Source organism: Ensifer sp. MJa1 (genome assembly GCF_037026475.1).
In the GTDB taxonomy this organism is placed as follows: Bacteria; Pseudomonadota; Alphaproteobacteria; order Rhizobiales; family Rhizobiaceae; genus Ensifer.
Genome location: NZ_JAKUMO010000036.1, coordinates 1 through 23,056 on the forward strand (window position 1 = coordinate 1; position 23,056 = coordinate 23,056).

General features: G+C 62.6%; 25 protein-coding genes and 1 pseudogene. 7 read left to right on the forward strand and 19 right to left on the reverse strand.

All coding sequences use genetic code 11. The annotated features are described in order from the left end of the window. Nucleotides 1-346 precede the first annotated feature (346 nt). Entirely contained in the window at nt 347-898 is a 552-nt protein-coding gene (gene petA / locus MKZ91_RS29570; protein WP_336174594.1) for a ubiquinol-cytochrome c reductase iron-sulfur subunit, read from the forward strand. 30 nt (nt 899-928) lie between these two features. Here petA and MKZ91_RS29575 read toward each other — a convergent pair whose 3' ends face one another. The 13 genes and pseudogenes from MKZ91_RS29575 to MKZ91_RS29635 all read right to left on the reverse strand — a co-directional run bounded on the left by MKZ91_RS29575 (nt 929) and on the right by MKZ91_RS29635 (nt 13,185). Next, nucleotides 929-1,663: a cytochrome c biogenesis CcdA family protein gene (locus tag MKZ91_RS29575; protein ID WP_336174595.1), complete on the reverse strand. Its 735-nt coding sequence runs from the start codon at nt 1,661-1,663 to the stop codon at nt 929-931. A 7-nt stretch (nt 1,664-1,670) separates the two neighbouring features. Beyond that, the gene (locus tag MKZ91_RS29580) at nt 1,671-2,495 is read right to left on the reverse strand and encodes a DsbA family protein (protein ID WP_336174596.1); all 825 of its coding nucleotides are present in this window, start codon (nt 2,493-2,495) and stop codon (nt 1,671-1,673) included. Next, nucleotides 2,492-3,184: an SCO family protein gene (locus MKZ91_RS29585; RefSeq protein WP_336174597.1), complete on the reverse strand. Its 693-nt coding sequence runs from the start codon at nt 3,182-3,184 to the stop codon at nt 2,492-2,494. The genes MKZ91_RS29580 and MKZ91_RS29585 overlap by 4 nt, the downstream gene beginning before the upstream one ends. Nucleotides 3,185-3,187: 3 nt before the next feature. Continuing rightward, on the reverse strand, nt 3,188-3,550 hold the full coding sequence (locus MKZ91_RS29590) for a hypothetical protein (protein WP_336174598.1): 363 nt from the start codon (nt 3,548-3,550) through the stop codon (nt 3,188-3,190). After that, a complete protein-coding gene (locus MKZ91_RS29595) occupies nt 3,547-4,179 on the reverse strand; it encodes a TlpA family protein disulfide reductase (protein ID WP_336174599.1) in 633 nt (210 codons plus the stop codon). The genes MKZ91_RS29590 and MKZ91_RS29595 overlap by 4 nt, the downstream gene beginning before the upstream one ends. A 5-nt stretch (nt 4,180-4,184) precedes the next feature. Continuing rightward, nucleotides 4,185-4,625: a DUF411 domain-containing protein gene (locus MKZ91_RS29600; RefSeq protein ID WP_336174600.1), complete on the reverse strand. Its 441-nt coding sequence runs from the start codon at nt 4,623-4,625 to the stop codon at nt 4,185-4,187. Between the two features lie 31 nt (nt 4,626-4,656). Next, a complete protein-coding gene (locus MKZ91_RS29605; protein ID WP_336174601.1) occupies nt 4,657-6,108 on the reverse strand; it encodes a multicopper oxidase family protein in 1,452 nt (483 codons plus the stop codon). Between the two features lie 94 nt (nt 6,109-6,202). Then, a complete protein-coding gene (locus tag MKZ91_RS29610; RefSeq protein WP_336174602.1) occupies nt 6,203-6,463 on the reverse strand; it encodes a hypothetical protein in 261 nt (86 codons plus the stop codon). Nucleotides 6,464-6,789: 326 nt separating this feature from the next. Continuing rightward, nucleotides 6,790-9,963 (reverse strand): efflux RND transporter permease subunit, encoded by a 3,174-nt coding sequence (locus MKZ91_RS29615; RefSeq protein WP_336174603.1) that lies wholly within the window; start codon nt 9,961-9,963, stop codon nt 6,790-6,792. After that, nucleotides 9,960-11,390, reverse strand: a complete 1,431-nt coding sequence (locus tag MKZ91_RS29620; protein WP_336174604.1) for an efflux RND transporter periplasmic adaptor subunit — start codon at nt 11,388-11,390, stop codon at nt 9,960-9,962. Before MKZ91_RS29620 ends, MKZ91_RS29615 begins: the two co-directional genes overlap by 4 nt. Further along, nucleotides 11,387-11,791 (reverse strand): FixH family protein, encoded by a 405-nt coding sequence (locus MKZ91_RS29625; RefSeq protein WP_112977187.1) that lies wholly within the window; start codon nt 11,789-11,791, stop codon nt 11,387-11,389. The genes MKZ91_RS29620 and MKZ91_RS29625 overlap by 4 nt, the downstream gene beginning before the upstream one ends. A gap of 106 nt (nt 11,792-11,897) precedes the next feature. After that, on the reverse strand, nt 11,898-12,263 hold the full coding sequence (locus tag MKZ91_RS29630) for a hypothetical protein (protein WP_336174628.1): 366 nt from the start codon (nt 12,261-12,263) through the stop codon (nt 11,898-11,900). A 147-nt stretch (nt 12,264-12,410) separates the two neighbouring features. Next, a pseudogene (locus MKZ91_RS29635) lies at nt 12,411-13,185 on the reverse strand (glutaredoxin family protein). Between the two features lie 75 nt (nt 13,186-13,260). Between MKZ91_RS29635 and MKZ91_RS29640 the strand changes: the two are divergent. Further along, entirely contained in the window at nt 13,261-13,644 is a 384-nt protein-coding gene (locus MKZ91_RS29640; protein WP_336174605.1) for a MerR family transcriptional regulator, read from the forward strand. Nucleotides 13,645-13,768: 124 nt separating this feature from the next. On the opposite strand, the gene MKZ91_RS29645 is transcribed toward MKZ91_RS29640, so the two are convergent. The 4 genes from MKZ91_RS29645 to MKZ91_RS29660 all read right to left on the reverse strand — a co-directional run bounded on the left by MKZ91_RS29645 (nt 13,769) and on the right by MKZ91_RS29660 (nt 18,788). Then, entirely contained in the window at nt 13,769-15,004 is a 1,236-nt protein-coding gene (locus MKZ91_RS29645; protein WP_442892366.1) for an efflux RND transporter periplasmic adaptor subunit, read from the reverse strand. Nucleotides 15,005-15,008: 4 nt separating this feature from the next. Further along, complete coding sequence (locus MKZ91_RS29650; RefSeq protein ID WP_336174607.1) at nt 15,009-17,372, reverse strand: ABC transporter permease; 2,364 nt, start codon at nt 17,370-17,372, stop codon at nt 15,009-15,011. Nucleotides 17,373-17,376: 4 nt separating this feature from the next. After that, complete coding sequence (locus tag MKZ91_RS29655; RefSeq protein WP_336174608.1) at nt 17,377-18,084, reverse strand: ABC transporter ATP-binding protein; 708 nt, start codon at nt 18,082-18,084, stop codon at nt 17,377-17,379. Between the two features lie 95 nt (nt 18,085-18,179). After that, a complete protein-coding gene (locus MKZ91_RS29660; RefSeq protein ID WP_336174609.1) occupies nt 18,180-18,788 on the reverse strand; it encodes a Spy/CpxP family protein refolding chaperone in 609 nt (202 codons plus the stop codon). Between the two features lie 217 nt (nt 18,789-19,005). On the opposite strand from MKZ91_RS29660, the gene MKZ91_RS29665 reads away from it, so the two are divergent. From MKZ91_RS29665 to MKZ91_RS29680, 4 genes are all read left to right on the forward strand, one after another. After that, nucleotides 19,006-19,227, forward strand: a complete 222-nt coding sequence (locus MKZ91_RS29665; RefSeq protein ID WP_336174610.1) for a heavy-metal-associated domain-containing protein — start codon at nt 19,006-19,008, stop codon at nt 19,225-19,227. Nucleotides 19,228-19,430: 203 nt separating this feature from the next. Next, complete coding sequence (gene nirK, locus MKZ91_RS29670) at nt 19,431-20,507, forward strand: copper-containing nitrite reductase (RefSeq protein ID WP_336174611.1); 1,077 nt, start codon at nt 19,431-19,433, stop codon at nt 20,505-20,507. Nucleotides 20,508-20,758: 251 nt separating this feature from the next. After that, complete coding sequence (locus MKZ91_RS29675; RefSeq protein WP_336174612.1) at nt 20,759-20,938, forward strand: hypothetical protein; 180 nt, start codon at nt 20,759-20,761, stop codon at nt 20,936-20,938. 2 nt (nt 20,939-20,940) lie between these two features. Then, nucleotides 20,941-21,459 carry a hypothetical protein gene (locus MKZ91_RS29680; protein WP_336174629.1) on the forward strand — a complete coding sequence of 173 codons (519 nt, stop codon included), beginning with the start codon at nt 20,941-20,943 and terminating at the stop codon, nt 21,457-21,459. A 9-nt stretch (nt 21,460-21,468) separates the two neighbouring features. On the opposite strand, the gene MKZ91_RS29685 is transcribed toward MKZ91_RS29680, so the two are convergent. Further along, nucleotides 21,469-22,023: a c-type cytochrome gene (locus tag MKZ91_RS29685; RefSeq protein WP_336174613.1), complete on the reverse strand. Its 555-nt coding sequence runs from the start codon at nt 22,021-22,023 to the stop codon at nt 21,469-21,471. A 31-nt stretch (nt 22,024-22,054) separates the two neighbouring features. Then, the gene (locus tag MKZ91_RS29690; protein ID WP_336174614.1) at nt 22,055-22,510 is read right to left on the reverse strand and encodes a hypothetical protein; all 456 of its coding nucleotides are present in this window, start codon (nt 22,508-22,510) and stop codon (nt 22,055-22,057) included. Here MKZ91_RS29690 and MKZ91_RS29695 point away from each other — a divergent pair. Further along, a complete protein-coding gene (locus MKZ91_RS29695; protein WP_336174615.1) occupies nt 22,509-23,033 on the forward strand; it encodes a hypothetical protein in 525 nt (174 codons plus the stop codon). The genes MKZ91_RS29690 and MKZ91_RS29695 overlap by 2 nt on opposite strands. Nucleotides 23,034-23,056: the final 23 nt, after the last annotated feature.

Sequence of the window (23,056 nt, forward strand, 5' to 3'; positions counted from 1 at the left end):
ACATTCCAAAATCTCCAAGGGGAACCCATTGAAATCATTGGCATGTCGCACTTGGAAATAGAATGTACCCGGCTACAATAACATATCGCATAAGTTCTATTATGGAACTCGCATGATAATTCCCAGCCTAGACGCAAGCTCGGGTGCATTGAAATGCGAGATCCTTCGCGATCGCCGGGAAGCGATCAGTGAAAAGCCCTGCGCGCCAGATTGCAGTCAAATTTCGCCCGCTCACGTCTCGAGTTCACCTCACTCCATGAAACGTTGACGTGACCAAAAGAGAGGCGGAAAATTAATGGGGCGATGAACGGCAGAGAAAGGATGAAGTCCTCCGGACGGTGGTGACATGACCGATGCCGTCAACAAGATCGAGCAACCGCGCGAGCCGACCCGTCGCGATTTTCTCTACATTTGCACGGGTATGGCCACCCTCGTCGGGTCCGCCGCATTCCTCTGGCCGTTTATCGACGGTATGCAGCCATCGGCCGACGTCGCCGCACTGGCCGCGGTGGAGATCGATATCTCGCTGATCGAGCCTGGCCACCGCATCACTATCAAATGGCGCGGAAAACCAGTCTTCATCGTTCACCGGACGGACGCGATGGTGGCCCAGGCCCGGGAGGACGACGGCAATCCGGATCTGATCGATCCCATCACCGACGGTGAACGCGCGCCGCGGCCGGAATGGCTGATCTTAGTGGGTGTCTGTACCCACCTCGGCTGCATTCCGCTTGGTCAGAAGGACAGCGATCCGCGCGGCCCTTACGGTGGCTGGTTCTGCCCTTGCCACGGCTCGATCTACGATACTTCGGGACGAGTTCGAAAAGGCCCCGCACCGCGCAACCTTCAGGTCCCGCCTTATGCCTTCCTCGAGGACGGGAGAATCAGGATCGGGTAGTTGATGGCTTGTCATTGCCGTTTCCTCGTTTCATCCGAGACGGGCAAGCATCGGCACGTTCTCCAGAAGCCAGAACGAGAAAGCCGTCATTGTGCCGGTGATCATGGCGATTCCCATCGCGACCATCACACCGCCCGCGCCGACCTGCAGCGCCCGCCCCAGCTTGCGCATGGCTTTCAGGCGCTGCATCAGGTGATCGGCAAAGGCCGCCGACAGCAGGAACGGAACGCCGAGGCCGAGCGAATAGACGGCGAGGAGAACGATGCCCGCCGTCGCCGTCGACGACAGCGCGCCGACGGTGAGGATTGCACCCAGCACCGGACCGATGCACGGGGTCCAGCCGAACCCGAAGGCCAGTCCCAGCAGCAACGCACCAAGCGGCCGTCCGCCTCGGATGCTGCCATGGAAGCGGAGGTCGCGTTCGAACCAGGGCATGCGGACGAGACCGGTCATGAACACGCCGAGAACAATGACGATCGCGCCACCGATGAGCGTTGCCTCGTATCGATAGAGAAGAAGAAGTCGGCTGAAGGCGGTCGCGGTCGCGCCAAGTGCGACGAAGACCGCCGAGAACCCAAGGACGAAGCAGAGGCTGAGCAGCAGTGTCGCGAGCCGGCCGGCACCCGCAACACCCTGTCGGCCAAGCGCCTGGCCAGAGACGTAGGAGATATATCCCGGCACCAGCGGCAGGACGCAGGGCGACAGGAACGAGATCAATCCCGCCGAGAAGGCCGTAATCAGGCCGATACTGGAAATCGCCGACATCGATGCCCTAACTCCCCCGTGCCGAAGCGATCAGCCGCTTCATCGCGCCGGAATCGGTAAGACCCCGCACGATTTCCTTGCCGGCGACAAAGCTCGGCGTGCCCGCGATGCGCAAGGCTTGCGCGAGTGCGAGGTTGCGTCTGATGATCGCATCAATCGCCGGGTCTTGCATGTCCGTCTTCAACTGCTCGACATCAATCCCGACCTCGGCCGCCACTTCCAGGCTGGAAGTCTCGGTGATGCGGCCCTGGTAGGCCATCATGGCCTTATGGAAGGCCAGATACTTGGCCTGCTTCTGACTGGCGAGGGCGGCGCGGGCGGCGAAGACCGAACCGGGACCGAGAATCGGATATTCCTTGAAGACAAGGCGCAGTCCCTTGTCCTCCCTCTCGAGACTGTCAAGGATCGGCATCGCGCGGCGGCAATAGGGGCAGTTGTAATCGAAGAATTCGACAAGGGTGACGTCGCCGTTGGGATTGGCCCCAACCGGTGAGCCAGGGTCATTGAAGATTTCGTCATGCCGCTGCGTGATGATGGCGGTCAACTCGTTCTCTGCCGCGGCCTGGCGGCGGGCTTCCATGCCGTTCACGGATTCAATGATGACTTCGGGATTGGCGAGGAGATAGCTGCGCAGGTCGAGTTGGAAGTCTGTGCCATCTCGAAGGGGCGGCAGAATCCCCGCAGCAAACAGCAGTGCCAGGGCCGAAAGGACCGCCGAAATCCCGGCAAGTGCAAAGGAACCAAACACCCAGGGTTTCAGGCTTCGGGCCGACTTCGCGGGTGGGACCCCGGACGAAACGGGTGTCGGATCATTGGGCATGTCGGTCGTCATTGTAACAATCCCTTCAAGTTTTCCCACAAACCCGGCTCTTTGTGGCCGTGAGGTTTCTGCGTTCTGTTGGTGAGCGCGTTGACAAAGACCACCAAATTGACCGGCTCGAATTTCAATCCGTGGAAGCGGGCGCGGAGGCGGCCGTCCTGGTCGATCACGTGTGTGACGATCCCGTGCATCTGCATGCCCTCCTCGCTCTCGGTGAACTTGAGGCCGTAGGCTTCGGCGATCTTACGGGTGCTGTCTTCGGGCTGACCCGGCGCTGCGGTCAGGAAGACCCAATTCACCGGATCAAGACCATGCGCCTGGCCGTAGCCGCGCAGAACCTCTCCCATGTCGCGCTTGGGGTCGGTGGTGATGGTGACGAACTCGACCATCGCCTTCATCGGCGTCTGGTTGATCATCATCTGCAGCTCGGCGACCCGCTCCGCATGGAGCGGACAGACGTCCGGGCAGTTGGTGTAGACGAAATTCAGAACGACGACCTTGCCGCGCAGGTCGGAGAGGCTGACGGTACGGTCGGCCGCATCCTGTAACGTGAAACCGGGCGCTTCGCTGTCGACCGCCTGGAAATATGTCTCCTTGGCGCGGAGGTCCTGATCGACCTCCTCGAGCGAGTGCGCCAACACCTGGGTGGCGGAAGCCATTGTCACCGCGACGGCAATCAGGGCTGAATGCAATGCGCGCATGGGTCACCTTCCAACGGCGGTGGTATCGCCCTGCCTGGAGGAGCAGCATGAGCACGAAACCGCGAGTGAAGCGGAGGCATCGTCGATTTCCGAGGAACTGGCCGACGACACCTTGTCCTGAGAGCCAGCCATGCGGTTCATGCAGAGTCCGAGCGTGCACATGGCGACGCAGGGCAGTACGCTCAGCAGCAGCGGCGCAACGCCGGCGGCGATGAGCCAGCTCCAGTTGAAGGCAACGCCCAGAGAATACACGAGGGCTCCGAAGACGACGAGCCCTCGCCGGTCCCGCAGCCAGGAAGGAAGCCTGTCGGCGAGCGGATGCCACGGTACGCGCGGATGCGCTTCTGCTGAATGGGGTATGCTCATGGAGATTTCTCCTTGTTCTCAGGAGCCGCCAGACGCGCCTGTCCCTTTTCGACGACGGATTTCAGGAATGCGACCATGTCCGGCGCGTCCCATTCGGCGGGGCCAATCAACCGTCCAAGCTCCCTGCCCTCGGCATCGATCAACAGGGTCGTCGGCAGGCCAGCCGTCGCCACCGCGAAGCCGACCTGGCTGGACGTGTCGACATGGATCGCAAGATGCTGGATGTCGATCTCGGCGTAGAACTTCTTCACGGCGTCGACCCCACCTCGGTCGATCGACAGCGCGACGACCTCGAACCTGTCCCCGCCCAATGCCGCCTGCAGCCGGTCGAGCGTCGGCATCTCTTCCCGGCACGGCAGGCACCAGGTGGCCCAGATGTTGAGCAACACGACCTTGCCGCGGAAATCCGCAAGCGCACGCGGCCGCCCCACGCCGTCGCTAAACCGAACATCCGGGACGGCCTGCGGGACATCGCTGAGTACGAAGCCCTTAGGAATCCCCTCAAGCGCCGGGCCGTTGGGGCCGCGAAGCATGAATATGCCCGCAAGCCCGGCGAAGCCCAGGACCACCAGCAGAAGCAATAGTCTGCGGCGCGGGCCGAGGGCACTGGCCGTGAAGATGCGGGCCATCTTAGTCATTCCGTGGCGTAAACCTCCGGTTTCTTGCCGTCCTTTGGCACCGTGTAGATCACGAACGGTTCGGTCTTCGTGCCGGCCATACCGGGCGAGCCCATGGGCATTCCAGGCAAGGTGATGCCTGCGATCGGCGGCCGCTCCTTGAGGAGCTTGCGCACGATGGTCGCAGGCACATGCCCGTCGACCACGTAGCCGTCGATGAACATCGTATGGCAGCCCTGCATGTTTTCCGGGACCCCCGCCTTGCGGCTGATCTCGAGAAGATCATTGGTCGGCTTGACGTCGACGTTAAAGCCGTTCTCGCGCAGGTAGGCGGCATAGCCCTCGCAGCAGCCACACTGCGGGTTCTTGTAAAGCGTGGCCTGCAGCGGATCGGCAATCGCCGGCGCGGCGAAGGCCATGAAAGCGGCGAGACTGGCGAAGCGGATTGAAGGATTCATAATCGGTTCTCCTTGCGTAGTTCTGTTTGGTTCAGGCGACGCGCAGCACGGTCATCATGCCCGACATCTGGTGGTCCATGACGTGGCAATGCAGCATCCAGTCACCCGGGTTGTCAGCAACGAAGGCGGCCTCGACGACATCCTTCGGGGCCATCAGCACCGTGTCCTGCCATTGGCGATGCGGGACCGGCCTGCCGTTGCGGCTCAAGACCCTGAGGCTATGGCCGTGGAAGTGCATCGGGTGCCACCAGGTGGTCTCGTTGCGCAGTTCCAGCACGACGCTGCGGCCGCGTTCAAAAGCGAGAGCAGGCTCCATTCCCGCATGGCCATCCCCGGTCATCGACTGGCCGTTGATCGCCCAGACAGCACCATGGCCCATGCCCATCATCCCGCCCCCACCCATCATTCCGCCCTGCATGTCCCCGCTACCCATCATCGCGCTCATCATGCCGCCCTGGAGCGTCAGCCTGTGGCGCTCTGCCGAGGCGAGATCGGGTTCGGGCAAAGGATTGCGGGGCAACGCAAGCGGAGCGTCGAGAGAGTGCTCGCGGACCGGTGGCTTCTCGTAGACGAGCTGCGTCAGCCGATAAGACAGGCCATCGTAGAAATCATCGATGACGTCGTAGCGCCGTCCGGGTTCTCCTTGCATGTCGAGCACAAGGTCGACCCGCATGGCCGGACCGAGAAAGATGCGGCCGCTGTCGGGGTCGTGGGGATCGCAGGGCTGGCCGTCGACCGCCACAACGACGGGCCGGTGTCCATCGAAGCGCAGCGCCATGATCCTAGCGAGCGACGCGTTGACGAGACGCAGCCGTACGCGCTCACCCGACCGGAAAGATTCGGCCTCCGACACCCGGCCGTTGAGCGTCACCGTATTGCCGACGCGGCCGGACATCCCCGCTTCCATCCGGTTGCCGAACCCGGAGGCAATGCCGCCGTCTTCGGTCAGCCGCCAGTCGGAAAGCATCCAGACAAGGTCGCGGTCGACGGTGACCGGTTCGCTCTCCTCGACGATCAGCGCTCCGGCGAGACCGCGGCCGAGCTGCTCGAGGCTGTTGGCGTGCGGGTGATACCAGAAGGTTCCAGCATCCGGCGGCGTGAACTCGTAGACGAAGCTTTCTCCCGGCCTGATCGGCGGCTGCGTCAGGCCTGGCACACCGTCCATGGCATTGGGAAGCCGGATGCCGTGCCAGTGGACCGTCGTCTCCTGGTCGAGGCGGTTTTCGACGACGAGACGCGCGGGTACGTCCTGGCGAAGGCGCACCAGCGAACCAGGCACGGTTCCGTTGTAGGTCCAGACGTCCGTTTCAGGCCGATCCTGACCCGCAAGGCGCGCGCGGTCAGGTGCAACAGAGATCTTGTAATCATTCGAAGAAGACGCCGAGTGCGCCCGGTTGGGTGGCAGCGCCGCTGCCAGCAGAAGAGCTCCGCCCGCCTGGAGCAGCCCCCGGCGCGAAACAGGGCAATTGGATTCACTATTCACGTTCGATCCTTCCGATCATCGTAGACAACGCATCTGCGTTGCCGCGCATGGGTTCGCTCATCCGGCGGGTCGCTTAGCCGCGACCGTCGGAAAATCAGCCGATGTCGAAGGTTCGTGGTGGGGCGGGATCGGGCGGCCAGACCCTGCCGAAGAGAAGCGGATCGCGGGCGGCAACCGGAGCAGGCTTGTCTCCGGCCAGGACGTACGCCGCCGTGGGCAGCGTCGCGGCAACAGGGGCTGCGCAGAGCTTGCCGCAGGCCATCGCCTTCATCCCGCCTGCCTGGTCGGGACAATCCTGGCAGTCACCGTGGTCGGACATCGTCATATCCGCCATGGTCGCCATCTTCGCAGCCATGCTGCTCGCCTGGGCCGCCGACAGGCCCATCCCCGCGGCGACGAAAACCGCGAGGAGCAAGAGGCCAAGCCGTCGTACAAGCGAGCGCTTCATAACGACGAGAGTCGCGCCGAACTTCCGAGAATACAAGACATAACGCACCTCTGAGGAGATCAGGCGCGTCAACACCGCGTGACGCAATGCGTGCCGAGACCTCAGCGGAAGAACACGTATTTGATCAGCGCCGCAATCACGAGCACGATCACGGCCAGCCCCAAGATGCCGACGATACCCATGCCCCACATCATGCCGCCACCCATCATGTCGTTCATCATGGCCTCCTTCCTTCATTCGGCCGCTTCCTTGAGGCTCATCTCGGTGGCTTCGACGACGGGTCGTTCGTCGGCGCGGGCTGGCAGCCGCCAGCCCTTCACCAGTCCGTAGATCGCCGGAATCACCGCAAGTGTCAGCACCGTCGACGAGATCATGCCGCCGATCATCGGCACGGCGATGCGCTGCATGATTTCCGATCCGGCCCCAGTGCTCCAGAGGATCGGCACCAGTCCCGCGATGATCGCCACGACCGTCATCATCTTCGGCCGCACCCGTTCCACCGCTCCGACCATGATCGCGTGATGCAAGTCGTCCCGCGTGAAGGGGCGGTTTTCGCGGTCGCATTCCTCACGGCGTTCGCGAAGCGCCTGGTCCAGATAGATCAGCATGATCACACCGGTCTCTGCCGCCACGCCTGCAAGCGCGATGAAGCCGACAACCACCGCCACCGAGGCGTTGAAGCCCAGCCACCACATCAGCCAGATGCCGCCAACCAGCGCGAAGGGCAGCGACAGCATGACAATGAGAGTCTCGGTCAGCGCTTTGAAGTTCAGGTAGAGCAGCAGGAAGATCAGCGCGAGGGTCAGGGGCACGACGATCGCAAGGCGCGCTTTCGCCCGTTCCAGATACTCGTACTGCCCGCTCCAGGCGACCGAATAGCCTGATGGAAGCGATACGCTCTTCGCGACGGCTGCTTGAGCTTCGGAGACATAGCCGCCGAGGTCGCGGTCGGCGATGTCGACGAAAATGTAGACCGCAAGCTGGCCATTCTCGGTTCGGATCGTCGTCGCACCGCGCTCGAGCTTGACGTCGGCGACAGCGCCAAGAGGCACCGCGCCGCCACCGGGAAGCGCGACCTCGATGTCGCGTGCGATCGACTGCGGATCGCTTCTGAACGCCCGCGGGTAACGGACGGCGACGCCGTAGCGCTCTCTTCCCTCGACGGTCAAGGTGACCACCTCGGACCCGAGCGCCGTGGCGATGACATCCTGCACGTCGCCGATGCTGAGGCCGTAGCGACCGAGTGCGGTACGGTCAGGCACGATGTCGAGGAAGTATCCGCCGATGACACGCTCGGCGTAGGCGCTGGACGTGCCGGGGATGGCCTTCAGTACCGTCTCGATGTCGCGCGCCACCCGTTCCATCTCCTTGAGGTCGGTTCCGTAGACCTTGACACCCACGGGCGTGCGGATGCCCGTCGACAGCATGTCGATGCGGGCGCGGATCGGCATGGTCCAGGCATTGGAGACACCGGGGAACTGCAGTGCTGCGTCCATTTCCTGCTTGAGGCTGTCGATGGTCACGCCCTGCCGCCATTCCGACTTCGGCTTCAGGGTGATGATCGTCTCGAACATCTCCGTCGGGGCAGGATCAGTGGCAGTCAGCGCCCTGCCCGCTTTGCCGAAGACCGTCTCGACCTCCGGGAAGGACTTGATGATCCGATCCTGCGTCTGCATCAGCTCAGCCGCCTTGGTCACCGACAGGCCGGGCAAGGTCGTCGGCATGTACATCAGCGTGCCTTCGTTGAGGGTCGGCATGAATTCGCTGCCGATCTGACGCGCCGGCCACACTGTTGCGGCGAGCGCCGCGACCGCAAGCAGGATCGTGATCGTCTTCGCCCGCAGCACGCCGTGAATGATCGGGCGGTAGGTCCAGATCAGGAAGCGGTTGAGCGGGTTCTTGTGCTCCGGGACGATCCGGCCGCGCACGAATAGGACCATCAGTGCCGGAACGAGCGTCACCGATAACAGCGCGGCTGCCGCCATCGCGAAGGTCTTGGTGAAGGCAAGCGGACCGAACAATCGACCCTCCTGGGACTCCAAGGTGAAGATCGGCAGGAAGGACACGGTGATGATCAACAGGCTGAAGAACAGCGCCGGGCCGACCTCGCTCGCTGCGTTGATCAGGACTTCAGTTCGGGGTTTGTCGGGTGGCGCGCGCTCCAGGTGCTTGTGGGCGTTCTCGATCATCACGATCGCCGCATCGATCATCGCGCCAATGGCGATCGCTATGCCGCCAAGGCTCATGATGTTGGCCCCGATGCCGAGCGCCCGCATCGCGATGAAGGAGATCAGGATACCGATCGGCAGCATGATGATGGCGACGAGCGCGCTCCTCACATGCAGGAGGAAGGCGATCGTCACCAGGGCAACGATGATCGACTCCTCGACCAGCGTTCCCTTGAGCGTCTCGATCGCCGCCTTGATCAGCTCCGAACGGTCATAGACGGGCACGATCTCGGTGCCAGCCGGCAGGCTATCCTTGATCGCCGCCAGGCTCTTCTTGGCGCTGTCGATGACGTTGAGGGCATTTTCGCCGACCCGCTGCAGCACGATGCCGCTTGCGACCTCGCCTTCGCCATTCAGCTCGGTGATGCCGCGCCGCTCGTCGGGAACCGTCTCTACCCGCGCCACGTCGCCGAGGCGCAGCGGCGCACCGCCTTCGGTCATCAGCACGATGTTCTCGATGTCCTTGATGCCTTGCAGATACCCGCGGCCGCGAACCATGAATTCGAACTCGGAAATCTCGACCGTCCGCCCGCCGACGTCGCGGTTGCTGGCCCGCACTGCGTCGGCAATCTGTTTCAGCGTCACGTTCTGGGCGCGCAGGCGCGCCGGATCGACGACGATGGAATACTGCTTGACGAAGCCGCCGACGCTCGCGACCTCCGCGACACCCTCGGACTTCGAGGCGGCGAAGCGCACGACCCAGTCCTGCAGCGAGCGCAGTTCGGCCAGAGACAGCTCCTTGGCGACAAGGGCGTACTGGTAGACCCAGCCAACACCCGTCGCGTCCGGGCCGAGGCTCGGCGAGACGCCTTCGGGAAGGCGGTTTGCCGCCGCGTTCAGGTATTCGAGCACGCGGCTTCGCGCCCAATAGGGATCGGTCCCGTCCTCGAAGATGACATAGACGAAGGAGATGCCGAAGAACGAGAAGCCACGAACGACCTTCGACCGCGGTACCGTCAGCATCGACGTCGTCAGCGGATAGGTGACTTGGTCCTCGACCACCTGCGGTGCCTGGCCGGGATAGTCGGTGAAGACAATGACCTGCACGTCCGAGAGGTCGGGAATGGCATCGAGCGGCAGGGAACGCAGCGAGTATATGCCCGCGGCGATCGACAGTGCTGCACCGACGATGATCAGCACCAGATTGCGGGCGGACCAGGCGATGATGTTCGAGATCATGGCTTTGCCTCGCCAGCGGTGAGCGCGTTCAGCGCCGCATTGAGGTTACTTTCCGCGTCGAGCAGGAAGTTCGCGGAGACGACGATCTTCTCGCCTGCCTCGATCCCTTTCCTGATCTCCGTCCTCTCGTCACCGCGCGCTCCGAGCGCGACGTCACGCGGTTCGAAGCGGCCCTCGCCCTTGTCGACGAACACCACCTGCCGGTCGCCGGTGTCGATGACGGCGCTGTTCGGTACCGCGACGACCGGGACGGTGTCACCGGAGGCGATCTGAACTTCGGCGTACATGTTTGCGAGCAGGAGGCCTTCGGCGTTGGGAAGCTCGATCCTCACCTTGGCCGTCCGTGTCTGGGACTGAAGCTCTGGGTAGATCAGGTCGACCGTGCCCTCGAACGCCTTGCCCGGCAGGTTCCGCACCCTCACCGTGGCGTGCGCGTCTTTGCGGATGCTCGCGGCATCGAACTCGGGCACGTCCGCGATCACCCACACCTTCGACGTGTCGGCTATCCGGAACAGCACGTCTCCGGCCTCGGCCATCATGCCCGTCGTCGCGCCGCGCTCGAGAACCACGCCGTCGCTTGGCGACAGATACGCGATACTTCGGGGAACCGTCCGGCTTTGCGCGATGGCCTTTACCGTCTCTTCCGGAACGCCGAGATTGCGCAGTTGCAGCGCGCCACCGACGTCGAGGTCCGGCTTGCCACCCCCGCGCAGTTCCGTGGCGTATTCGGCCCCGGCCTTGGCGATGTCCTTGGAGAAGAAGTGGAACAGCTCGTCTCCCTTCCGGACATGGTCACCCGTCGTCACATCGGCGACGCCATCGACGAAGGCGTTTGCCCGCATCGAGACGATCCGCACCAGCCGCTCGTCGAACGTGACCGTCCCCGGCACGCGCACCTCGCGGCTGACTACGGCGTTCTCAGCCGCAGCCGTCTTCACGCCCGTGCGCTGGAGCTTGCCGAGCGAGACCTTCACGACGGAGCTGTCCGCTTCCTCGCCGTCATAGACAGGAAGGTAGTCCATACCCATCGAGTCCTTCTTCGGCACCTTGGAGGTGTCGGGAAGCCCCATGGGGTTGCGGTAGTAGAGAACCTTGCGCTCGGCCGCCGCCGTCGCGGCTTCGGCCTTCTTGGGGGCGGCCTTCTTCCCGGGGTCGAAGGAGACGTCCTCGCTCTCGCGCACGGCGACGAAAGCCCGACCGTCTGCGGTCTCCCGCGGCGTGGCCGAGTACTCCGGCGAACCGTCCGGATGCCTGTAGTAGATCACGTTGCCCGTCGACATGACCGCGGGCTGCATGGTTTCCCCGAGCGCCTGCTCGGAAAACAGCTTGCTGAAATCGGTGGCGAGGCCTCGCGTGCCCGCCACGTAGCCTCCCCCGCCGGCAACGGCGAGGGCGCTAACGAGGAGCAGGAATTTCACGGGCTTCACGGCGTGGCCTGCAGAACCAGTTCGCCCTGGACGGTTTCGGTCTCGCCCTGGACCTTTGCCGCGAGCTTGAAGCGCCAGCCGCCCTCCATGCTGAGGTTGGTCTTGAACCGATAGACGCCGGGTTCCGTCGATGGCACGGCCTCAACCGGGGTCGTCATCGCCTCCATGCCCTCCGGTGCCATGTCCATCCGGGTCGTGAAAATCACGGCGTCGGAGACGGGCTTGTCGTTTCTCTTGTCGACGAGGCGGACGGCGACCGTCGCCTCGGGTCCGTGGGCCACTTCGGACTCGACGAGCTTGAACTCATAATCCGTCGCTGCGGCGTGGGAAACAGTGGTCGAGGCCAGCGCGATTACCAGCGACGCGAGGATTGCCCTCGCGGAAATTACCTTTGCGGTCATATTGAAATCTCACCCAGGACGGGCGCTCGGCCGCGTCCCTGAAAAATACGATAGTCGGAAACCTCCGCCGTGCAGGCAGAGCGAATCCAGTGGATCGAAGGTGAGATCAGGCTTTCGGAGGTCGCGCCGGAGGTTCGACGAGGGCAGACGGCAGGCGGTTTTCCTGGAGGATCGGATGCGATAGATCGCGTGCCGACAGATCGATGCGCCAGCTATTTGCCTTGCTGCCATGCGCGAGAATGATGGAGGAGCAGACGAGTGCGAGAGGGCACGTCTTTCCGCAATCATTCTTCTGGGCTGGTTGCTGCTCCGGGCAACAGGACATGTCGTCCATGCCTGTCATTCCATCCATCTGCATGTCGGACGAAAGAGCCATGGCGCTCGCAGCCGTGCCGACGCTCACGGGACCAAGCACGATCCCGAACAACGCCAACACACAAAAAAAGCGCCGAAGCGCAACGACTACGAACATGCGCCTATGCTTGCATAGCGCGGCGTTCATTGGAAGACGGTCACGGAAAGTTGCGACCGACCGCCGCACGAGGCGGCCGCGCTATCCCTGATCACGTCGGTACTTCTTCAGAATGAAGCGCACTGATCGGTAGGAGAAGTGGAAGGTCTACATGGCATGGCCGACCACGATTCCAGTCGAGGCTGCAGCCATCCAGATCGCCATTGCGATCATCATCAGGTTTTCGGTCAGCGAGATGAAGCCGAGGGGGACGTTGCTCGATCCGCCGACACAGGCGCATTTCAACTCCCGCCTGTCGATGTAGACGGCCTTGAAGACGGATGCCGCTCCGACAGTGCCGATGAAGAGCGCAACCGGAACCGACAGCCAGGTCAGTGCTCCCGCTATCATCAGGACCCCGGCCAGGCCTTCGGCATAGGGGTATATGTAGCTGTACGGAACCCAGCGCTTCGCCAGCAAGTCATAGTTCAGGAACATCGTTGCGAAGCTCTCGACGTTCTGGAGCTTCAGCATCGCCAGAGCGACCATCGAGAAGGCGATGAACCATTCCGCTGCCCGCAGCGTGAACGGATCGCCGTTGACCGCGTAGCTGGCGGCTGCCGCCATCAGCGCGGTCAACGCGAACAGGACGATCACCGGGCGATAGGTCCGCGACGGGCTCGCCCAGGAATCGGCGAAGATCGTCGTACCCGCCGACCCTGTCGTCGCCTATGAAGACCTGCGGCGTGGTCGCCACCCCGTGCTCCGCCTTGAAGGCGTCCGTCTCTTCGCGCGTCGTCAGGTGACGGTCGTCGACTTCATAGCCCGACCGCTTCAACAAGTCCTTCGCCTTCAGTCCGTACGGGCAGGTATGCTCGGCCGTCACCATGCGATAGAGCACGGCCTTCTTGGAGAGATTTCCGGGATTTGTCCTGTCCAACATTTCACGTCTCCTTGTCTCTTGTGAAACTGTTGGCACGACAATACGTTCCGTACCATGGTACGGAGTCAATAGGCCATGGAAATGACAATCGGAAAACTTGCGGCAGCCGGACAGGTGGGCGTGGAGACCATCCGCTACTATCAGCGGCGCGGGCTGCTGGACACACCGCGGCGGTCCACGGGGGTGCGCCGCTACGGTGACGGGGACGTGCGACGGCTGCTGTTCATCAGACAGGCGCAGACGGCTGGTTTCACGCTCGAGGAGATCAAGGAGCTTCTCGATCTGGATTCCGGCGAAGACAGGGATCGGGCGCGGAACCTCGCGAGGAACCGCATCGGTGCTCTGGATGCGAGGATCGCCGCACTTCAGCGCGCGCGGGAAGCATTGCAGCGGCTCGTCGGGGAATGCGCCACGGACAAGTCAGGTCCCTGCCCGATCCTGGCATCCTTCGATTTGTAGAGCCGAGCCGCTGCCCCGCATCATGCCGCTGCCCATCATATCGTTCACCAAGGTTTCCATCGTCAATTCACCAAGGTGACCAGCTCGGACCCGAGCGCTCTGGAGCGGTGCGGACCCGGTGTCGTCAGCGCGGCTCCCGCTCCGCGATCGCCGTGCCGTCGACTACGCGGTCGCTCGGATGCAACACGACCCGATCACCTGGCGAAAGCCCGGATAGCACCTCCACCAGTTTGCTGTTTCGCTGTCCAGTGCGCACGACCGTGGCACGGGCACGACCGTCCTTGACCGCAAAGACGGCCCAGTCGTCTCCTCGCCGGAACAGGGCACTCACAGGTAATGTAAGGGCATCTTTGGATTCCCAGATGGCCACGTGAACGATGACGCGGAAGTCGTGACCCAGCCGTGCCCAGGATTCGGGTGGATCGACGAGATCGATCACAGTGCCGACGCGCTGTTCCTCGATCCCGAGAGCGGAGACTTTGGCGAAGCCGGCTGGGTCGACGCGTATCACGCGGCCGCGCAGGACCGGCCCACCCCAGCCATCAATGGTGACCGCAGCGCCGGCACTGATCTGGACGGCCTCGGTCGAGAGGAAATCCGCGACGATCTCGAGGTCCCTCGGATCACCGATCTGGACGAGGGGCGCGCCAGCCTGAACAACTGCTTCGTCCTCCTGGACGATCCTGAGCACACGGCCGCTTTCGGGCGCGCTGACCTTGACGCAGCAGTCCTGATTGGTGCCGGCATCCGTTCCGGATTCGAGAAGGCGCGCCGACGCCACCGCCTGCTCCCGACGTCGTACCTCGAGCTGTGCCTTCGCCGTCGCGAGTTGCGCTTCGATGGTCTCGAGATCGAATCTCGCCTTTTCCAGATCCCGTGCAGGAATCGTGTTGCTGCGTGCGAGTCCCTCCGCACGTGCAAGCTCGGTGCGAGCGAAGCTGACCGCTGCGTCGATGCGGTGGATCTCCGCCTCAGCCAGGGTTACGACAGCGTTTGCGGCGACGAGAGCGGCCTCCAGTTCCGCACGGGAACGGACATCGAGCAGACCAGGGGGCACCGGCTGCATGACCGCGACGGTCGTCCTCCCCTCGACCACTGCGTCGCCGACGTGGAGGGAAGTCCCATCGTGGCCATCAGGCCTGGATATCCGCAGAACCTTTCCGGCAACCGGAGCGGACACGGTGTAGATATGCCGGACGCGTGTTCTTGCCTCCTCGTCGACCGTAACCGCCATTGGGCCCCTCGCCGCCCGTGCCGTGTCGACGGGAATCGGGCGCGGCCAGGCGAACCACGCGACAGCGACCGCCGCCACGCCCATCGCTCCAAGCCACCCGACCCGTTTCAACCAGTTCCGCTGCATGGTCCTATTCCCGAGTTTTGAGGACAGCCACAAGGTCGAGCGCGTAGACCCGACGCCCGACGACAAGCGCCGAGATCAGCGCCGCAACAAAAATGATCGCGGTCGCCAGCACGTAGGTGAGATTCTCGACGACGAGGGGTACGCGCATCAGCTCCCCGGCAAGCTGTTTGTTCATGAGCCATGAAAGGCCGTAGCCGATCAACCAGCCCGGCGGCTGTGCAAGGGCGACAATGACAGACAGTTCGAGAAGCAGGATGCGCATCGTCTCACCCTGGCTGAAGCCAAGGACTCGCAGCGTCGCGAGTTCCCGTGCGTGCTCTGAAAGCGAGATGCGTGCGCTGTTGTAAACAACGCCGAAGGCGATCACGATGGACAGCCCTGTGTAGATGCCAGCCATTGTCGTCACGATGATCGCGAGGCTCCGACGGAAGTTCACGAGGGACACACGCTGCAGCGCCACGCCGGCAACGGTCGGCATCTGCTTTATGGCCTCGTAGAGCAGGTCAAGCTTGCCGTCGTCCACGCTGAGATGGACACCGTTCGCGACCGGAGCCTCGCGCAACAGCCGGGACAGGGTCCGACTGTCCATCATTGCGGCAATGCCGAAGTAGTCCTCCACCAGGGCGGCTACCGTCAGCTCGACGGTCCGCCGCCGCCCGTCGAGCAGGTCCACTTCGACGGTGTCACCCACACGCGCATCGAGAAGACGTCCGAGGTAGGCGGAAATCGCCACCCCGGTCTCCGGCAGGCTGACCGTGCGCAGGTCGACATCGATGATACGGCTGAGATCGGCTCCGGGTGGCCTGCCTGAGAGCAGCGTCCTGCGTTCCCGGCTTCCCTTTCGAATGCGGATGGGGACCTGCCGATAAGGCTCGGCGGCAAGTACGCCGGGCAGCCTGCTCACGTCGAACAGAACCGTCTCCGGCCGCTTCTCCGCAAAACTGATCGTCGCATCCTGGCGGTCGGCCATGAAATAGGTCACGTCGATCAGTTCCTCCATGGCATTGCCGATAAACAGCGAAACCACGAGAATGGCGGTCGCAAACGCCATGCCGAGGGTCGCAAGTACCGCCCGGATCGGCTTCCGTGCCATGCCCCTAACCATCATCATCATGCGTTGAGACAGCAGAGAGCCAAGCTCCATCCGGCCGAACAGTGTGCGCTGGAACGACGGAGGAGCCGGAGGCTGCATCGCGACCGCCGCGGCCAAGGAGACGATCTCTCGAAGGGACCGGAAAGCGCCACCGAGCGCAGCAAACATGCTGAGGAGCGCAGCGAGGAGATAGACGTCGGGGCTGTCGGCGAAGACGAGGAATGGGAACCGGTAGTAATCGCCGAAGAGCCGTGTGACGTAAACGCCGAGCCAGGTTCCCGCCACGCTGCCGATGACGATGCCGATCAGGGCGACGACGGCGACGAATTTCACATAGTGGGCGACAATGCTCGTATCGAAGTACCCAAGCGCCTTGAGCAAACCGATCTGCTCGCGTTCGAGCGCTACCAGTCGGCTGAGTGTCAGGTTCACGAGGAAAGCGCTGACGACGAGGAAGATCGGCGGAAGCGTGCGGCTCATGTTTCGCAGCATGTCGAGCCCGTGCTCGAGATAGGCATGCGAGGTCTGGTCCTTGCGTCCGTAGGCAGCGCCGCCGCCGTAAGGCTCGAGCATATCGTCGAGCGCATCGATGACTTCCGTCTCCACGGCATCCGGCATCAGCTTGAGGCTCACCGAGGAGAACGCGCCCTCCAAACCGAAGACCTCGGCCAGAGCGCGCTCCGACATCCAGATTACCGCAAAGCGGCGATCATCGGGCATCCGGTCGCCGGGGCCGATCGCATAGACATACTCTGGCGACAATGCGATGCCGACGATCGTCAGCTCACGCTTGCGGCCGTTGAGCGTGGCGGAGAAACGGTCACCTGGCTCGAAGCCGTGCGCCTTCGCAAAGCTCTCGTTGACCAACACCTCCCCCAGATCGTTCGCGCCAGGCAGACGTCCGTCTCGCATGTAGAGCCGATTGAGCAGCGGGGAGCCGCTTTCGGGAAGCGAGATGAAGCGCCCGGTCGCAGGTTCGGGGAACTCCGGGATGTCGAGAAGCGCAAGTTTGGCGATCCGGGCTTCGACCACGGCGACGCCCGAAATCTCGGCGATGCGCGTGACGAGCGTCTTCGGAGCTCGTGTCACCTCCGCGAAGACGTCAGCGAACTGGTAGCGCTCGTAGTAGGCGGTGCGCGTCTCATCCAGCGACCTGAACGATCCGGTCGACAGCACAAGGGATGCGACGCCGCCGGCGATCACCAGGGCGATGGCAAGGACCTGTCCCCAGAGCCGCCGCAGGTCCCGCCTCAGTTTGGTGTCCAGCGTAGTCATTGTCTCACCAGGTCAGTGCGGCGGCCGGGAGCCGCCGTTCATTCACCTGAATCTTTGAAATCGATCCGTCGGCAAAGAAGAGCACGCGGTCGGCGACGGCGTGGATGCTGGCGTTGTGGGTGATGATCAGCGTCGTGGTCCCGAGCTGGGTGTTGACGTTGACCAGCGCGTCGATCACGCGGATGCCCGTCTTGGAGTCCAGCGCTCCCGTCGGTTCGTCGCAGAGCAACACCTCCGGGCGTTTTGCAATCGCCCGAGCGATGGCCACCCGCTGCTGTTCTCCTCCCGAGAGCTGCGCGGGGAAATGGTTCCGCCGCGGCTCGAGCCCGACAAGCGCCAGCGCCTCGTCGGGCCGCATGGGATTGGCCGATACTTCTGTGACCAACGCGACGTTCTCATAAGCGGTCAGGCTCGGTATGAGATTGTAGAACTGGAAGACAACGCCGACGTGCTCACGTCGGTAGAGAGTGAGCCCTCGTTCCCCAAGGGCGGTCAGCTCGGTGTTCCGGAAGAAGAGCTGCCCGCTCGTCGGTCTATCGAGTCCGCCCATGATGTTCAGCAAGGTCGACTTGCCGCTCCCTGACGGCCCCAGCATGACGACCACTTCACCCGCTTGTATGTCGAGGCTGACATCGCGCAGGGCATGCACGGCGACTTCGCCGGTCAAGTAGGTTCTGGTGAGGGACCGGGCACGAAATATCGTCTCCGTCATCGTCTCCTCCAAGGCGAATTGAGTCGTCTAGCCTTGCTTGCGCTGAACCGCTGGTGGGCAGCAGTTCAGCGTCTCTCGGGTGCCATGCACGATCCCTACATCATGCCCATCATCGGAGGCAGGAGCAGCTTGTCGGCCATCTGCTTCTGCTCTTCCCCGAACGATTGATAGAGAGGCTCAAGGGCGGCTTTCAATTTCCGCACGCCTCCGAGACGGGTGTTCAACAGGCTCTCCCGACGTTCGAGACGCTCCAACGGAGTCGCTGCGGCCCCGCCCGGCGTGCCCATGGGGTCTGGCATTTGCATCATGCCATCCTTCATGCCGCCGGCAATGGCACGCAGAATATCGGCGAAGGCGTTCCATGACGCCTCCTGCTCCGACGTTATCTTGAGTTCCGTCTTCAGGAACGCGATCCGTCCCTCGACATGTTCGGGAGCCATCATCTCGGCCATCGGCCCCATGCCCGGCGGTCTCATTCGTCCCGGTCCGCCAGCCATCATTCGCATCATGTTGCCCATCATGTCACCGGACATCATGCCGCAGGACATCATGGAACTCGGGTCCGCCGCCGAATCCGACGGTTGGGCCATTTGTTCGCTCGTTTGCTCTGCAGAGGTCTCGGGGTGATGCGCGTCTTCAGCAAAGACTGGCGTCGAGAGAATGAGCACGGTGCCCGCCAGCAGGATTGTCCGCAGTGTCGTCATTTCGCTTCTCCTAAGCTCCGATAAACGACTGGTATCGAGGGTACGACGGCTGAGACAGTTCACATTGACGCAGATCAAGCTCAAATCAGAAGTCGCAAAGGCGGGCGAGACGAAGGAGAAGCAGCGCAGGAGAGATATTCTGTCGGCGGGCTATTGACCTTGCCATCGTTGGAAGCACCACATTCGACCATATCAATCCTTCACGAGGAGTTCTCGAATGTACCATCTCAACATCCCCGACATGACCTGCGGACACTGTGCAGGAGCAGTCGAAAAAGCGGTGAAGTCGGTCGACCCCAACGCCAAGGTCGCCGTCGATCTCGATGCCAAGTCCGCATCGATCGACTCTCCGGTGGCCTCCGACGCATTTGTTTCCGCGATCGAGGAAGCGGGCTACCAGGCCTCCTTCAAGAAGTCCTGCTGCAGCCACGTGGCTTGAAGCATAGGGGTACGCCGCCGACATGCCGGAACACGCCGCTCAAGCGGCGTGAAGAACGACAGTTCGGCCGCTGATGTTGGCGGCGTACCGCATCACACGATCACGATCCCGCGAGCACCTGCCGTCATTGCGGCAGCTCAAAGATCGGATGACCGTGGAGGTCTTGACTGTTTTCAGAAGAAGCATTGCTCAGGAGCTTCCCCATGAGACGTTCACCCAGACCTTCACATGCAATGTTGGCACTTGCGCTCCTGGCTGCGACCGGGACGTCAGCCATTGCCGCAGGTTCCCACGATCATCCGACAGAGAATGGCAGCGCCGAGGCTCCGCTTGATGTTGTCCGTTCTGCCCTCGACCTGGCACCGCCGATTGCGAGAAGCGAGCCAGCGACCATCACGGTGAAACTGGACACGGTCGAGGTGACGGGCCAGCTTGCAGACGGCGCATCCTACCACTACTGGACGTTCAACAAGAAGGTTCCAGGTCCGTTCGTGCGTGCCCGCGTTGGCGACACGATCCAGGTGGAACTGTCCAACCGGGCCGACAGCAGCGAACGCCACAGCGTCGATTTCCACGCCGTGACAGGACCTGGCGGCGGAGCGGTCGCGACCGATGCCGCACCGGGAGAAACGAAGGGCTTCTCATTCAAGGCGCTGAAACCGGGGCTGTACGTCTATCACTGCGCAGTGCCGCTTGCCGCCCATCACATCGCCAACGGCATGTATGGCCTGATCCTCGTCGAACCAACAGGCGGCCTGCCGCCCGTTGATCGGGAGTTCTACGTGATGCAGGGCGAGGTCTACACGTCGCAGCCATACGGCTCCAAGGGGAAGCTGACGGAAAGCGTCGAACGGCTCCTCAAGGAAGACCCGGAATACTACATCTTCAACGGGGCCGCCAACGCGCTTACGGGCGACAATGCACTGACGGCGAAGGTCGGCGAGACAGTCCGCATCTACTTCGGTGTCGGCGGCCCGAACAAGACATCCAGCTTCCATGTGATCGGAGAAATCTTCGACAAGGTCTACCAGTTGGCCTCGTTGACGACGGAGCCTCTTTCCGACGTCCAGACGATCACCGTGCCTCCCGGAGGCGCGGCCGCGGTCGACATGAAGCTGGAGGTTCCCGGCGAATACGTCCTCGTGGATCACGCCTTGTCGCGGGCGGCACGCGGGCTGGTGGGCAAGCTGGTCGTGAACGGCGAGAACCGCGCCGAGCTGTTCCAGAGCGCCACGCCCGCAAAGGCCGAAGTGGAGCACAGCGAACATAGCTCTCACTAATATCGACGCCCAGATTGCCTCGGACGCGTTTAGCAGCCGCGATCGAGGCGCTGGCTCCAGGCCAGAGTCCCCTCTGTGGTCATGCCGTTTTAGCGAGACCAGGGGCTGCGCCCAGCTTTTACCGCCTGCTAGCAACGTCCCAACATCAAATCTGCATCCTTGGTTTTGAAGTCGACAGTTGAGTGCTAACTTCAGCTATCCCTCGGTAGAATTGCGCTATCGAAATAGGCATGGCCACGAGGCGAGCGAAGATGGCAGATCAGTCCCCCTACCCCGGAGCGCCGCGCTGGGTGAAACTCTCCGGGATCGTAGTCGCCGTCCTGATTTTGCTGGCGGCGGTTGTGATTGCCTTTGATATCGGCGGCCCGCACGGACCAGGCCGCCACATGCTGTCCGACAGCGAGCCTTCGCTGACAGGTGACCGACCGTGACGATGCCGCCTTTCCTCCGAAAGTTCATGCTCGTTTGCCACGTCATTTCCTCGGTCAGCTCGCTGGGCGCCGTCACCTGCTTCCTCGTGCTTGCCCTTGTCGCGCTCGGCAGTGAGGATCTTGAGACGGCGCTGAGTCCCTATGTCGCGATGCAATCCGTGGCCCGGCTCGTCATAGTCCCACTTGTTTTCGCCTCGCTCCTGACCGGGCTGGTTCAAGCACTCGGTACCGCCTGGGGCCTGTTCCGACACTATTGGGTGCTGGCGAAATTCCTGCTGACGGTTCTCACCGCCGTCGTTCTGCTGCTGCAATTGGAGATCATCGACTATGTCGCGGCAGCAGCAATCGAAGGGGCGTTGGCTGAAGCCGACCTTCTCAGCTTGCGACGCTCACTCGTGGTTCATGCTGCGGGCGGCATTATCACGCTGATCACGACGACGGTGCTCTCTATTTACAAACCGCGCGGATTGACGCGGCACGGTTGGCGCAAACAGCAGGGGCAGCTCGGCAAACTGCTGTAGCGACGGCTGTTACTCGCCCTTCACTCGAAACTTGGCGTGGCAGGACGTGCACGTCTGCAGCATCATGTGGAAGGCGTGCTCGGCAGGCATCTTCATCGGATCTGGAGCCGCCGCCTTCCTCTTGGAAAGCGGTCCGCCCATTGTCACGTCGCCGCCCTTCATTCGCATCTCGGGAGCAAGAACAGCCGGATTGCGGTCGGCTGCGACAACAAGCGCCGACGCATAGACGCCAAGTTCGGCCGCCAGCTTGTCGAACGTTGGCCGATCGGCCTCGATGCTGGCGCTGGCCTTGGAGCCTTCGGCGATGACCGGTGCTTCGAACAGGACCTCAAGCCTTTCGCCGGAATACATCCGGATGGTCTCGGCAGCCGCCTTGAAGGCCCTCGAATCGTATGGCGAGGTGCCTTTGAACATGGCGTCGATGGTCTTGGCAGCACCTGCTATCGCCTTCATGTCCTGCTGTCGCTCAGCCACTCTTGGTGACGTCGATTGGCCCGTCGCTGCGGAGATTGCCATGGTGAAGACGGCTGCTGACAGTACCAGTGCTCTCGCCTTCAATCTCATGCGCTCCTGTTTACTCCAATGGCCGCAGAGCCTAGTCGCCTGGCGACGCTTCATCAACGGTCTCGCGAGACAGCGAGCGTCGGGCGACTAGGCTGTGTTCGCTGGCGGACGGTGCTGTCCCGGATACCGGAGCGCTCGCGGGAGTCGTAGCAGGTTTGCGAGCCGCTATTTTGGCAAGAGATCGCGCTATGCTCGCCAAAGGCGCCGAGATGTCTGGAACGGTTATCAAAGCCAGAAGCAGGGCGGCTATCCAAAACACGTTGTTGTGCGTGAACATCGCAATCAGGCCAAGAACACCAACGAGTTCTAGCTGGACCTTTTGCCCCCTGCTCGCGATGTGGTCAGGCAGGTGATGCAGGCGGAGATAGAGGACGCCCACCAGCGTCACAAGCACGAAGAAGGCGATCGTGACACCGACGAACAAGTAGTCCGTTCCGCCGGGAGCGGTTACGAAGAACGGAAGGTGTTCCGCATTGGGAGGGGTCATGAGGATTGCCCTTCCGCCGTCTCTGGTGCGGGGAGACTTTATCACGGTGGGAGGAAGGCGCAATCTGCCCCGCAATCGCCGTCGATTGATCAAGGTCAAGGCGATGCATGCAGTCATTGCGCATTGTGCTCGAAGAAAGCACGGGGTGTCGAAACAAATCATGATCGCCGCCAGTCACATCGTCCGGAAACATGCAAGGGAATTGCTGGCCGTCCTCGTCGCAATTCTGTTTCTGTTCGTGCCTATGACTCAGGCCGCCCCCGTGGGTTGCGGGACACACGCTGTCGGCAGCCAACATGCCGTCTCCTCGCAGGCTAAAACCGATCTTCACGTCGACAGCAAACCACACGGCCCGAAAGCGTGCTGCATGAGCGTCTGCAGCCTGTGCTACGCGGTGTTCCCCACTTCAGTTATCGGCGAAATCAACTTGAACTCGGACGGTCGCCGGGACCTCGCTCCTCAACCGTCCATCAACGGCATCATCTCCCGCCCCGCCATAGGCCCTCCTCGATCCGCCGGATGAACGAGAACAGCCGTCGCTTGTCG

What these genes read in the sequence shown, in the direction of transcription:
- petA (WP_336174594.1), top strand. Translation starts at nt 347, where the DNA reads ATGACCGATGCCGTCAACAAGATCGAGCAACCGCGCGAGCCGACCCGT.
- MKZ91_RS29575 (WP_336174595.1), bottom strand. Translation starts at nt 1,663, where the DNA reads ATGTCGGCGATTTCCAGTATCGGCCTGATTACGGCCTTCTCGGCGGGA.
- MKZ91_RS29580 (WP_336174596.1), bottom strand. Translation starts at nt 2,495, where the DNA reads ATGACGACCGACATGCCCAATGATCCGACACCCGTTTCGTCCGGGGTC.
- MKZ91_RS29585 (WP_336174597.1), bottom strand. Translation starts at nt 3,184, where the DNA reads ATGCGCGCATTGCATTCAGCCCTGATTGCCGTCGCGGTGACAATGGCT.
- MKZ91_RS29590 (WP_336174598.1), bottom strand. Translation starts at nt 3,550, where the DNA reads ATGAGCATACCCCATTCAGCAGAAGCGCATCCGCGCGTACCGTGGCAT.
- MKZ91_RS29595 (WP_336174599.1), bottom strand. Translation starts at nt 4,179, where the DNA reads ATGGCCCGCATCTTCACGGCCAGTGCCCTCGGCCCGCGCCGCAGACTA.
- MKZ91_RS29600 (WP_336174600.1), bottom strand. Translation starts at nt 4,625, where the DNA reads ATGAATCCTTCAATCCGCTTCGCCAGTCTCGCCGCTTTCATGGCCTTC.
- MKZ91_RS29610 (WP_336174602.1), bottom strand. Translation starts at nt 6,463, where the DNA reads ATGGCTGCGAAGATGGCGACCATGGCGGATATGACGATGTCCGACCAC.
- MKZ91_RS29615 (WP_336174603.1), bottom strand. Translation starts at nt 9,963, where the DNA reads ATGATCTCGAACATCATCGCCTGGTCCGCCCGCAATCTGGTGCTGATC.
- MKZ91_RS29625 (WP_112977187.1), bottom strand. Translation starts at nt 11,791, where the DNA reads ATGACCGCAAAGGTAATTTCCGCGAGGGCAATCCTCGCGTCGCTGGTA.
- MKZ91_RS29630 (WP_336174628.1), bottom strand. Translation starts at nt 12,263, where the DNA reads ATGTTCGTAGTCGTTGCGCTTCGGCGCTTTTTTTGTGTGTTGGCGTTG.
- MKZ91_RS29640 (WP_336174605.1), top strand. Translation starts at nt 13,261, where the DNA reads ATGGAAATGACAATCGGAAAACTTGCGGCAGCCGGACAGGTGGGCGTG.
- MKZ91_RS29645 (WP_442892366.1), bottom strand. Translation starts at nt 15,004, where the DNA reads ATGCAGCGGAACTGGTTGAAACGGGTCGGGTGGCTTGGAGCGATGGGC.
- MKZ91_RS29650 (WP_336174607.1), bottom strand. Translation starts at nt 17,372, where the DNA reads ATGACTACGCTGGACACCAAACTGAGGCGGGACCTGCGGCGGCTCTGG.
- MKZ91_RS29655 (WP_336174608.1), bottom strand. Translation starts at nt 18,084, where the DNA reads ATGACGGAGACGATATTTCGTGCCCGGTCCCTCACCAGAACCTACTTG.
- MKZ91_RS29660 (WP_336174609.1), bottom strand. Translation starts at nt 18,788, where the DNA reads ATGACGACACTGCGGACAATCCTGCTGGCGGGCACCGTGCTCATTCTC.
- MKZ91_RS29665 (WP_336174610.1), top strand. Translation starts at nt 19,006, where the DNA reads ATGTACCATCTCAACATCCCCGACATGACCTGCGGACACTGTGCAGGA.
- nirK (WP_336174611.1), top strand. Translation starts at nt 19,431, where the DNA reads ATGAGACGTTCACCCAGACCTTCACATGCAATGTTGGCACTTGCGCTC.
- MKZ91_RS29675 (WP_336174612.1), top strand. Translation starts at nt 20,759, where the DNA reads ATGGCAGATCAGTCCCCCTACCCCGGAGCGCCGCGCTGGGTGAAACTC.
- MKZ91_RS29680 (WP_336174629.1), top strand. Translation starts at nt 20,941, where the DNA reads ATGCCGCCTTTCCTCCGAAAGTTCATGCTCGTTTGCCACGTCATTTCC.
- MKZ91_RS29685 (WP_336174613.1), bottom strand. Translation starts at nt 22,023, where the DNA reads ATGAGATTGAAGGCGAGAGCACTGGTACTGTCAGCAGCCGTCTTCACC.
- MKZ91_RS29695 (WP_336174615.1), top strand. Translation starts at nt 22,509, where the DNA reads ATGAGGATTGCCCTTCCGCCGTCTCTGGTGCGGGGAGACTTTATCACG.
- MKZ91_RS29690 (WP_336174614.1), bottom strand. Translation starts at nt 22,510, where the DNA reads ATGACCCCTCCCAATGCGGAACACCTTCCGTTCTTCGTAACCGCTCCC.